Consider the following 11,714-nt stretch of genomic DNA (forward strand, 5'->3'; position numbering starts at 1 on the left):
CATCATGACCCGTTAAGCGGGAACCTGTTCGTTTTTTGCGGACGAACACGGCGTCTCTTAAAAGTATTGTACTGGGAAAGGAACGGATTCTGTCTCTGGACAAAACGGCTTGAGCAAGACAAATACCCGTGGCCCCTTACAGGAGAAGATGTGAAACGGATTGACAGGCGGCAGATGAAGATGCTGCTTACGGGGATTGATTTTTTTCACGCGCACCGGGAAAAAAAATACAAATATATCACATAAAGCTATTGGCCATGTCATTGTTGTTATGTCAGACTCATAGACATGAAGACGTTAGTCGGCCTTGACAACCTTCCCCGCGACCCCGATGTGCTGATAGATGTTATTCGCAAGATGTATAAGGCCAACGAAAAGCTCGAAACGGAAAACCATTGGCTTCGGGAAATTTGACCGAAATACCAAGGGTATTGTTTGAAGTTGAAAATAATATAGTTATAATTTATCGAATAAAGCACAGGAAAGAATCTTACAAATAGGAGTTGAGATTATGATGAAAATACAACCTGAATATCTGATAAAGAACGGAACCAAAGAATATGCGATTCTCAGCTATGAAGAGTTTGAAAAGCTAAAGGAATATATCGAGGACCTTGAAGATCTGGTGGATTTGAGGGAGGCGAAAGAAAAGGAAAAAGAAGCAACATCAATACCGTTTGAGAAGGTAAAAAAATCGTTGAATATATAACACCCCGTCATAGTGAGGAGTTGCAAGCCGTGGCCATGGGTTGACGGGGTCACGTGTCCAAAGTGCTTTGGCCGTTTCAGGCGGTGATAAATTGGCCCCGCACCGGTTTTGAAGAAAAGTCCGCGGATGGCCGGCGTTACGTCGAAGCATCGGCGGTTTTGGAAGAGAGTCTGCCGGTGACCGGGCCTAGGCGCCGGAGGGTCGAGTTGGGACCTGCCGACTTACGGAGGGGAGTCACTGTCGCGTGAAAAGGTTCCCTTTCCAACGGCAGCGGAGGTTGCGTATGGGAACCCGGCCCAGGGGCTGATGATAGAATAGTGAGTAATTGTAATGTTTTAATGGCAGCTCCCAGCAGCTCCGGCAGTGTTGGGAGTCGAGGCGGCAGTGGGGAAGCGAAACGAAGAGACGGCCGCGGGTCTGCGAAGCAGACAGGCGGGGTAGGGTTTTAGGTAAAAGCATTTGATAAAGAAATGTTGCTTGAAATAAATTTATTCAAAAGCTATGGTAGACGGTGATTATGGGACTACGGTTAGAATGGGACAAGAAAAAGGCAATCGGTAAAAAAAAGAAACACGGGATAGATTTTGAAGAAGCGACGACTGTTTTTGGTGATAGTTTATCGTTGACAAAAAATGATCCACTCAATTCGCACGCTGAAGAAGAGAGATATGTGACGATCGGATTATCATATCGACAAAAGCTTCTGGTTATAGTACATTGTGACAGGGAACAGAAAATAAGGGTGATAAGCGCGCGGCGCGCGACTAAAAGAGAGAGAAAAGCATATAAGAGAAACAGATAAAGACAATGAAATGCTTGAAGAATATGATTTCACCGAAGGGATAAAAGGGAAATACGCAAAAAGATACGCGGAAGGAAGCAATGTGGTAGTGCTTGATCCGGAGATATCGAGGGAATTTAAGGATTCCGATAATGTGAATGAGGCCTTGAAGTACCTGATGTTTATAATTAAACGGCATAAGAAAGCGGGGAAATGAAAGGAGCAACCTGTTGGCGTTAGGCCGAGTATAAAAACCGGCCCTTTGCAGGGCCGGTTGTCCGTAACTGCTTTTACCGGCAGATACTCGAAACTGTTTTATTGACAGGGTATTCAATCACACCCTTTTTTTCTTTTCCCTGTCTTCTCATCACACTCATGTTTTTTCTTCTTTTGCCAGCAATCGCATTCATGCTTTTTTTCACATGAATGGCCCAACAATAATACTCCAAAGTTCTCTGTGTTTTTGTATGCTGTACCCTCCGGATCATTCCAGGTGACCACACTGGACCGCACGCCATTGCCGGCTCCGTCATCATTAACCTGGATATCAAAACCGATAAATTTCGCATCTTCTATTCCTGCGGCATCCAGGGTTATGCTTAATTCAACAATATATCCCTCGTTTGTAATGCAGACAGCCGATTGAATAGCATCGGCTTTGGCATTGCCGCCAAAGGTCTGTACATTCTTGAAATTCACACGGTATTGTCCGTCGTCAGGTTCATAATAGTCGGTCTTTCCGTTATTCTGATCAATGAACACTTCGATGGAATCCTCTTCCCAGGGATTATCGCTGACATCACTCAAAAGGTTGTCTGTTACTTCAGCCAGCATATAGAGGGTCTTGTCATCCGGGGACCACATGGTTCTTATTTCAGCAGTGGCACCGTCGTCGCCCATTACACGGATAGGGGTTTCAAAAGCCATGGCCCTGTCCCATGTCCTCTCGACATAGCCATCGATCCGAATGTCTCTGTGCGGCAGTCTTGCAGCATTTGCCAGACTGATCTCTTTCGCCAGGATGAGTGTGCCGAACTTCGATGTATCGGTATCCTGATTATGGGTGAGATCGTTCCAGGATAGCACATCCTGGGGATTTTCAGCATCTGTAAACCGCATATCGAAGCCGATTTCCTGTCCTGTTTCCAATTCCATATCAAGACTGATCTCAGCTTCAAAGCGGTAGCCCCCGTCAATTTCGGTCGTTTTCCATTTGATTTCGTTTTGCCGTGATCTGCCCCGGGTAAAGGTCAAGGCAAGATCATCTTCTTCATAATACTCTGTTTTGCCGTTGTTCGGATCCAGGAATACTTCGATCAGGTCGTTATTCTTATTGATCACAGGATCGACAACCTCGGCCAGAATGAACAGCCTGTTATCATTCCACATGGCTTTAAAAGCTCCGTAGCGTTGCCCTGCCGGTTTGATCGGTATCCAGGGCATGATGTCCCAGGAGAGATCGGTTTTGCCGTCAATTTTGGCCTTTCCGGAAGGAATTGCCTGTTGATTGATCAGTATCGGCAGTGTGGTCGGATCAACAATACCCCAGTAGGCATATTTAGCCTGCAGCTCTTCATCAAAAAGCAACGGCAGGTTTATGCGGGAGATAGGGTGGGTGGACAGCCATGTATTATCATCGGCAATACCCCACATGGTGACTGAACTGACATTATCCTTTAACCGTCTTAATTCATCAAAAATTTCCTTGTAGCGGTATCCCTGGGCAATTAGAATTTCTTCCGGAACTGTGGTATAACTATCTGTGCTGTTGGGGTAGATACTCATGTCCAGTTCGGTGATATGGTTATCCAATCCCAGGCCGGCAAATAATTCGATAGTCTCACCGATGCCGGCGGCATTAGGCATTTTTATATCAGTATGCAGCTGGTGCCCTACGCCGTCCACAGGAATTCCCCTGTCCAACATGCCGCTGACAATTTCAAACAAGATATTTCTTTTACTTACCTCTACAACTGTGCTGTACTCATTGATGTACAGGAGGGCATCGGGATCAGCTGCCCTTGCAAACTGGAAGGCCAGATCGATATATTCGGGACCGATCAATTCATACCATTTGCTTCTCCGTAAACCATCGGGCTGAGCAGGATCTATTGCCTCATTCACGACATCCCAGGCATACACATCACCTTTAAAATGATTGACAACTGTCGTGATATGGGATTCCAGGCGCTGGATCATCAGCTCCCGGTTTTCCGGTGTCGCTTCAAGGTCATTCCCCTCGGCATCCTGGAAGAACCAGGCAGGTGTTTGTTCATGCCAGACCAGGGTATGGCCGCGCACCAGTATGTCGTTCTCTTTGGCGAAATTGACAATCGTATCGGCTTCTTCAAAACTGAATATCCCTTCCTCTTTTTGCAGGGAGTCGGGTTTCATGACATTTTCGGCAGTAAGGCTTGAGAAGTGCATCTTTACCAGTTCATTATGGATAGTGGTGGTTGCTCCCGGTTCGATGGCGGCACCGATCGGGAAATAATCAGCCAGTACATCTTTTAGCGGGGGAATATCGGTCTGTATGTCTTTGGGTTCGATGTAGCTTAATTCAAAATCATCTATGTAGAAGGAAGCCAATCCGCTGGATGATTCAACATAGAGGGAGAGGGAGTCGACGTCATATGCCATTGTATAACTTGAAGCTAATTGTACCCAGTTATTTTCAGTAACCAGGATACTGGAAACAACTGTGTCATAATTGGTTGTGCCATTCGACGTACGCTGAATACTCACTTTAAGTGCGGTGTCGGGTTCTCCGTTGAGCAGTTTTGTCCAGACAGATATATAGTATTTGGATCCCTTATGCATTTTCCCCAATACATTAATGCTTGGACCACCGAATACGTGTTGCCGTCCGGTTGTTTGCAGGGAATATAATCCTGCATGGGCGTCCATGCTGGTAGCTTCCACAATTTCAACTCCGATTCGGGAACCCCAACCCTGGGTTGTTCCGTCTTCAAAATCCGTAACAATGCCGGATTGATCCAAAGGCGGCGGGGTTGTCATCAGGATAGAAAAATCATCAATATAGTATTCCGTTGTCGCATCCTGGGCTTCGATATAGACAAGTAAACCATTGGCAGCATCAGTGAAGGAATAACTTCCTTGAAGAATAACCCAATCAGTATCAGCGCCTGCAGACGCTACCCATTCATAATAAGTAATTGTATCCGTACCGGTCCGCTGTATGGTCATATTCAGATTAGTTGGCAACTGCCCATCTACCAGTCTTACATATGCAGTGAATTCATACTCGGCTTCAGGAACCAGCAGAGCCATTAAGTCCAGGCTGGCACCGTGCCATCCGGAGGTCCGGCCGGTAACCTTCAAGCTGGCACTACCGGAGTGAGCGGCTTCGGTAACCGATTGGACCACTACACCGCTGCCCCGGGGGGCCCATCCTTCGGTGCCGGTTTCAAAACCGTTTTCCACAAGCATTTCACTGCTGCCTGGTGGCGGCGAAATCATGTTGATGGTAAAGTCGTCAATGTAGTATTCTGCCGTTGCATCTGCAGCTTCGATGTAAACGAGGATATCGGCAACATCACCGCTAAACATGTAGGTGCCTTCCAGAAGGACCCAGTCATTTTCAGCATATGAAGACGCGATCCATTCGTACTGTGTGGAATCCCCGACAGGTGTCCGCTGCATAGTCATACTCAAGTTGGTACCGGGCATGCCCTCCACCAGCTTGACGTATGCGGAAATACTGTACACAGCTTCGGCTTCCAGGATAGCCATCATATCCAGACTCGCGCCATGCCAGTTGGATGTGCGGCCGGTTACTTTAAGACTCCAATTGCCTGAATAAGCCGCTTCAGTACTTGGTGTGATAACCACACCGCCACCCCTGGGGGCCCATCCCTGTGATGTACCGTCCTCAAAATCTGAACTTATGATTTCCTGGGCTGTCGCTGCCCCGGAGATCATGACCAATAATATAAACACACTTATTATAAACGGAAAAAAACTTTTTTGAGATTTGCATAATACATGCTTTCCGGAAAATAAAAATTTTTCTGATCCCATATTCACTCCTTTTGTACAAAAATCTTTGGTATAGAATTGATCGACAAAACTATACCTGTTTATTTCCTTTCTTACATGTGAGTGTTATGGTACGTTATTATATTACTTTATTCCTGGAGAGAATTGTTTTTGTTTCTCGTACAGTAACATTTCCGGGAGTTATCAGGTAGGTGTACTTACAATGTGATCAAATATATGCAAATAGTCTTTCAAGTAATAATCATCTAATAATCTCCCCATTTTTTACAGAAATTTGTTTTAATAACAATTCTGCATCCATATTAAAAATAATATTAAAAATCCATTAAGTCAAATTTATGGAATGACGGTAAAAGATGCGATAAAAGCTTCGTGGAAATTACATCAATAAATAAATAATCCGGTCGTTGAAAAAGAAAAATGAAGAGTGACTACGGATTCCGAGGATGAAGACGGATTACTCGGCGAGGTGAGGGATGGGGTGAAAGACAAGATTGTATGATTTCAGATTATCGCTAAAGATTAGTAATTAATTAATTTAAATTTTAATTGACTGTTTCGATAAGTAGCGGCACTCGGCGTTGGGAAGGATTCCTGCGCGTTGCGGAGTAATCCGCGTCATCCGTTCTTTACCGCGAAATCCGTAGTGACCCCATACTTAACGTACATCTAAATCCTTACCTTTTTCAGCCTGAGCGAGTTCGCGACGACGTTCAGCGAACTGGCAGCCATGGCGATTTCGGCGATGACGGGGTGAAGGAGTCCTGTGACGGCGAGCGGGATGGCGATGATATTATAAAAAAATGCCCAGAAAAGGTTCTGCCGTATTTTCCTGAAGGTGGCGCGCGAGAGGGCGATCGCCGAAACAACGCCGGTGAGGCTTCCTGAGACGAGGGTGATATCCGCCGACTCGATCGCTATATCCGTGCCCGTCCCGATCGCGATGCCGATATCGGCCTGTTTCAGGGCCGGGGCGTCGTTGATACCGTCACCCACCATGGCGACGGTTTTCCCTTTGTCCTGCAGACGCCTGACAACCTCGATTTTACCGTCCGGAAGCAGCCCCGCGTACACTTTTTCGATGCCGGCCGTTTCCGCGATCGCGCGGGCAGTCGCCGGATTGTCGCCGGTCAGCATGACCGTGTCGATGCCCATCGAATGAAGGCTCGACACGGCTTCCCGCGAATCGGTCTTTATCCTGTCCGCGATACCGATCGCGCCGATAATGGCGCCGTTCTCCGCTGTGAGAATCACCGAGTATCCCTTTTGCTGGTAATTGTCGATATCGGTCTTGAACTCGGAATAATCGATGCCGGATTCATCGAAAAAAGCCATACTGCCGATGGCGATCCGGCTGCTTCCCATGACGGCGGATACCCCTCTGCCCGCTTTCGCCGTTACGGATTCGGGATCGAGGAGGGCGATCCCGCGCGATTCAGCCTCGCGGACGACGGCCCGTGCAAGCGGGTGCTCGCTTTTGTTTTCGACGGAAGCCGCATACCGGAGAAATTGATGTTCGTCGATGTTCGATGTCATTGCCGCGACGTCGGGTTTCCCTTCCGTGATCGTGCCGGTTTTGTCGAAAACGACCGTATCGACGGTTCGCGCCGTCTGGATGGCGCGGCCGTTTCGAACGAGAATGCCGTTAACGGCGCCTTGTCCCATCCCCACCATGAGCGCGGTCGGGGTGGCAAGACCGAGCGCGCAGGGGCACGCGATGACGAGTGTCGCGATCGACGCGAAAAGTGCCATTGAAACGACGCTTCGCGCCGGATCGATCCAGGGAATTATGCCTGTAAAGAACCTCAGGAATGCGGTGCCCTGTTCGGGAAAGAAGAACCAGAAGCCGAATGTCAGGATCGAAAGGGTGAGGACAACGGGGACGAAGATCGCCGTGACCCTGTCCGCGAAGGTCTGGATCGGGATCTTCGAACCCTGGGCTTCTTCGACCATCCTTATGATGCGGGCCAGAAAGGTATCGTTTCCCGTTTTTTCGATGAGGACTTTGATGGCCCCCTCGTGATTGACCGTCGCACCGATGACCGGATCCCCCGGTTTTCTGTCGACGGGAATCGACTCGCCCGTCGCGATGGATTCGTCGATCGAACTTTCGCCTTCGATGATGCGGCCGTCGACCGGTATCTTTTCACCGGGCTTCACCAGAACCGTATCACCCGGGCGAAGCGAATCGACCGGGACATCGGCGAGAGTCCCGTCCCCGGAAACGAGGTGTGCGTGTTTCGCCCCGAGTTCAAGCAGTTGTTTGATCGCGCGCGACGCTCTGCCCGTTGCGAGTTCTTTCAGGTAATTGCCGATGAGGTTGATCGACATGATCATGGCGCCGACAACGGAAAAATTTTCTATCGGTATGCCGGATAACCTGAGCACACCGGTCGAAAATGCGGCGACCGTTCCGATCCCGATCAGGGAATCCATGGTAAAGGACAGTTTCCCGAACGATACGAGGGTACTCCGCATCACGGGAAAACCGATAACAAAGATGACGGGAAACGCGAGGATGAGATCGATCGAAAGTGAAACCTCACCCGGGATAACGGTGCCGGCGCCGAACATTTCAAACAGCATCTTGATCGTCAACGGAAGGGTAATCGCCCACGCAGCAATGAGTTTTTTCTTTTCCTTTTTCGATCTCGCGAGCGCGGGGTCTTCGGCTTCGGCGTTTTTAGCATTCCCTGCTTTGGCTGCCGAGGACGTCATGCTTCCGGTCAAAACGGATGCGTCGTATCCCGCATCCCGGACAACGCCGATGAGGTGTTCCGGGTCTTTTGTATCGTAAAGGATGAGGTACGCTTTCTTCGATGCGAAGTTGACGTTTGCCTCTTTCACCGCCTCATCCGATTTCAGCGCTTTCTCGATACGTGCGGCGCATGAAGCGCACGACATGCCCCTTAACGATAGTACGACTTTATCTTCCATAACGCATATACTCCTTTCGTATCGGGACACGGAAAAGCTTATCCGCCTTTTTTGAATTGAGAAAACATCTGCATCACCTCATCGATTTTTCTGTTCCTGTCTTCCTTTGAACCGCTTTTCATGCTTTCCGCGACACAGGTATGAAGGTGCTGATACATGACCATATCTTCCACCTTTCTCATCGCCGACACGACCGCCCGGGTTTGCGAAAGGATATCGATACAGTACCGCTCGTTTTCGATCATCTTGACGATTCCCCGTATCTGGCCCTCGATTTTCCTGAGCCGGGTGATAACCTCTTCCGATTGCCGTTTATTCATCATCAGTGTTTCTCCCGATATATAAGTTCCGTTATAATATACTATACCATGGTAGGGTAGTCAAGGGTTGCGGCGCCGTCTGAAGATACGGCTGGGAAGTATTATGTTTTCTTATATAATTTTGGAAACCATCTTCCGGTCTTTTTTTTATAACTGCGGTAGGCGTCGCCGAATTTTTCTTCCAGTTTTTTCTCTTCAAACGCGGCCATATGATTGATGAAAAAGAAGATCGGCATAAGGATGACAAGCGAACAAAGGGAGCCCGTTGCAAGAAACAATCCGGTATAGAACAGCAATCCGGCGGCATAGAGGGGGTGCCGTATCCATGAAAATACCCCTTTTGTAATGACGGCCGGCGGATTCCTGACTTCCTTGAACACGATGGTATGTGATGTAAGACCGATATACACCGCGAAGGCCCACACCGGAATCGCAAGGGAGAGTTTGACCGCGAGGGGAACGATTTCAAGCGGTCCGACGCTAAGGCGGAAAACAAATGAATCCAGAATCCAGCAAACGGCGAAAATAACGAAGCAGACGATCTGTCCGGCATCGTTTGCCGGGTGTTCATCCATGAGATCGGTCCTGGTTCGATAATCGCCGTTATGTTTCATGCTTTTTCCCTTTGTTAACATGTGTTCTTCTCGTTATGCGCCGCCAGAGGCCCGCAACGATATTCATGCCGGGGACTTCTTTCATATACGCTTCATATGCGGCGCCGAACTTCTCGATCCCCGCCTCATCCGCCCCAAGCGAACTCAGGCAGGCAAGAATGGTCGCGGGAACACCCAAAAGGATCACGATCCAGTGTTGCGAAATCAGCATCAGGGAAATACCGATAAGGGGCAGCGCGAGGTACTGCGGATGCCTGACGATCGAATAGATCCCCCGTGTCACGAGGGTCGTCGTTTTCATGTAACTTTGCCCTTTTTCCACACCGCCGTACTTCCTGAATGTCCGGATGGGAAGCCATCCCAGCACGACGGTAAACAGCCACAGGGCATACCCGGTTATCTTCAGGAACAGTATCCCGTCGATCGAAAAGAAAAACATGAGAATGAACTGCGCAACCATAAGGGCGCCGGCTATTCCCGAAAGAATATGCGATAGTAAATATCTGTTCATGGATGACTCCTTACCATTCGTCATTATCCCGATGTATCGTTTCCGCCAATGATGCCGTCGATGATCCGCCGCATGATCCTGCCGGTTTCCGTATCCCGTTTGCCGTCGATATACGGCTTCCCGGAATCGCCTGAGGCGACAATATCCGGTTCGATCGGAATGCTTCCCAGAAAGGGAACGCCGAGGTCCGCCGCCGCCACCCTGCCGCCGCCGCTTCCGAACAAATCGGTCTTTTTTTTACAGTGGGGGCAGACAAAACCGCTCATGTTTTCGATGATACCGGCAACGGGCACGTTCAACTGTTTCGAGAACATGACCGTTTTCCGCGAATCAAGAATCGCCACATCCTGCGGTGTGGTGACGATGATCGATCCGTCCACCGAACCGAGCAGCTGGCATATACTCAACGGTTCGTCGCCGGTGCCGGGCGGTGAATCGACGATCAGGTAATCGAGGTCGCCCCAGTTCACATCGCTCAGGAACTGCCTGATGGTCGCCATTTTCAGGGGGCCTCTCCAGATGATCGGGCTGTCCTGATTTTTCGTCAAAAGGGCGATACTGATCACCTTCAACCCGGGCCGCACGATAAACGGTTCGATCCCTTCGGGACCCATCATGAGTTGTATCCCCTCGATACCGAGCATCTTTGCGATATTCGGTCCATGGATATCGATATCCATAAGGCCGACGTTCCGGTCCCTGAGGGCGAGTGCGTAGGCGAGATTCACCGATATTGTCGTTTTCCCGACGCCTCCCTTGCCGCTCAAGACGATGAGTTTATGTTTTATTTTTCCGACATTGCGCTTGAGTCGTTGTTCCTGTTCCATCTGCTGCTTTTTTTGATCTTCCATTCGTTACCTCTTGCATCGTTATTCGCTGCCATACTATACCATTATTTACTAACAATGAAAACCATTTTCAGGAACCGGTGAGTAAAAATATGACGCCGATATATTATCCGCAATGGCACACGATGCCCGCCCCGGTGAGACATGGGTATCCGCCGCCGCATGAACGGCACAACAGGAGGCCGTCTTTTTTCACCGTTTTCGTTTCCATGACCTCTTCCCCGCACCGGTCGCACCTGAGGCTGTTCACCATGGGGGCATACGGCGGAAGCGTCACCGGCACCTCCCTGACGATGAAGAGCGAATCTGAGGGATACGAAAGGATACCGAAGGAGGCCTCCCTTCCCTTTTCCTTGAAATCGGCCATATCCTTCTCGTCGCCGCCGCGTTCTCTGACAACACGGTCAAACAGAAGCGAGTAGACGGGAAAATCTTTCTGCAGAATTTCCCTGAAAGCGGGTTTGACCATGATCCGCAGCCCTTCCGGCTTCCCGCGATGTGCAAGGGTAACCGCCGTTTTCCCGATGTCGCGGTAGATGAGAGAATTGTTGCCGAAGGTGCACCCGGTTACGGCCTGTATGCCGTCGGCGAAACAGCTGTTCACCTCGATAACGGCGCACAGGCCCTCCATACCGTCGGCTATTGACGAGGCTATCCGTTTCATGCCCGTAACCGCGGCATACACGCCCAGGCTAAGGCCGGGGCAGAAGTGGCCGTGGAGTTTTCCCGCTTCGGAAAGACATCCTGCGAGGTCGTTCGAACCGATGAGGACGGCCATGGGGCTGCGGGGATTCGTGAGGCACCAGTCGCGCCCCGTTTTTTCCCCGTCGATTTCGTCGAAGACCTTCGCATACGGCTTGATGTCGTAGACCGGCGATCCGTCCACCGCGTCGAGCCCGCTTACCGAAAGCACCTCGCCCTCGATCTTGAGCAGCTTGACCGTGGTCACCCCGAGGGGACTCGGGCGGTTCGGG

General features: G+C 49.7%; 11 protein-coding genes. 4 read left to right on the plus strand and 7 right to left on the minus strand.

Features of this window, described 5'->3' with window-relative positions:
• From tnpB to JW881_05765, 4 genes are all read left to right on the plus strand, one after another.
• Positions 1 to 246 (plus strand): IS66 family insertion sequence element accessory protein TnpB (tnpB, locus tag JW881_05750; protein ID MBN1696995.1); only part of this gene is annotated, 246 nt, incomplete at its 5' end.
• Between the two features lie 265 nt (positions 247 to 511).
• Positions 512 to 709 carry a hypothetical protein gene (locus JW881_05755; GenBank protein ID MBN1696996.1) on the plus strand — a complete coding sequence of 66 codons (198 nt, stop codon included), beginning with the start codon at positions 512 to 514 and terminating at the stop codon, positions 707 to 709.
• 517 nt (positions 710 to 1,226) lie between these two features.
• On the plus strand, positions 1,227 to 1,511 hold the full coding sequence (locus JW881_05760; protein ID MBN1696997.1) for a BrnT family toxin: 285 nt from the start codon (positions 1,227 to 1,229) through the stop codon (positions 1,509 to 1,511).
• A gap of 10 nt (positions 1,512 to 1,521) precedes the next feature.
• Entirely contained in the window at positions 1,522 to 1,707 is a 186-nt protein-coding gene (locus JW881_05765; GenBank protein MBN1696998.1) for a hypothetical protein, read from the plus strand.
• Positions 1,708 to 1,820: 113 nt separating this feature from the next.
• Here JW881_05765 and JW881_05770 read toward each other — a convergent pair whose 3' ends face one another.
• The 7 genes from JW881_05770 to JW881_05800 form a co-directional block, all read right to left on the minus strand.
• Positions 1,821 to 5,531: an endo-1,4-beta-xylanase gene (locus tag JW881_05770; GenBank protein MBN1696999.1), complete on the minus strand. Its 3,711-nt coding sequence runs from the start codon at positions 5,529 to 5,531 to the stop codon at positions 1,821 to 1,823.
• Positions 5,532 to 6,179: 648 nt separating this feature from the next.
• Entirely contained in the window at positions 6,180 to 8,447 is a 2,268-nt protein-coding gene (locus JW881_05775; GenBank protein ID MBN1697000.1) for a copper-translocating P-type ATPase, read from the minus strand.
• A gap of 38 nt (positions 8,448 to 8,485) precedes the next feature.
• A complete protein-coding gene (locus tag JW881_05780; protein ID MBN1697001.1) occupies positions 8,486 to 8,770 on the minus strand; it encodes a metal-sensitive transcriptional regulator in 285 nt (94 codons plus the stop codon).
• Positions 8,771 to 8,868: 98 nt separating this feature from the next.
• Positions 8,869 to 9,381, minus strand: a complete 513-nt coding sequence (locus tag JW881_05785) for an isoprenylcysteine carboxylmethyltransferase family protein (GenBank protein ID MBN1697002.1) — start codon at positions 9,379 to 9,381, stop codon at positions 8,869 to 8,871.
• The gene (locus JW881_05790; protein ID MBN1697003.1) at positions 9,371 to 9,892 is read right to left on the minus strand and encodes an isoprenylcysteine carboxylmethyltransferase family protein; all 522 of its coding nucleotides are present in this window, start codon (positions 9,890 to 9,892) and stop codon (positions 9,371 to 9,373) included. Before JW881_05790 ends, JW881_05785 begins: the two co-directional genes overlap by 11 nt.
• 23 nt (positions 9,893 to 9,915) lie before the next feature.
• Positions 9,916 to 10,743 (minus strand): Mrp/NBP35 family ATP-binding protein, encoded by an 828-nt coding sequence (locus JW881_05795; GenBank protein MBN1697004.1) that lies wholly within the window; start codon positions 10,741 to 10,743, stop codon positions 9,916 to 9,918.
• A gap of 103 nt (positions 10,744 to 10,846) precedes the next feature.
• Positions 10,847 to 11,714: SAM-dependent methyltransferase (locus JW881_05800; protein MBN1697005.1), on the minus strand; the 868-nt coding region annotated here is incomplete at its 5' end.

The sequence above is a fragment of the Spirochaetales bacterium genome (assembly GCA_016930085.1).
In the GTDB taxonomy this organism is placed as follows: domain Bacteria; phylum Spirochaetota; class Spirochaetia; order SZUA-6; family JAFGRV01; genus JAFGHO01.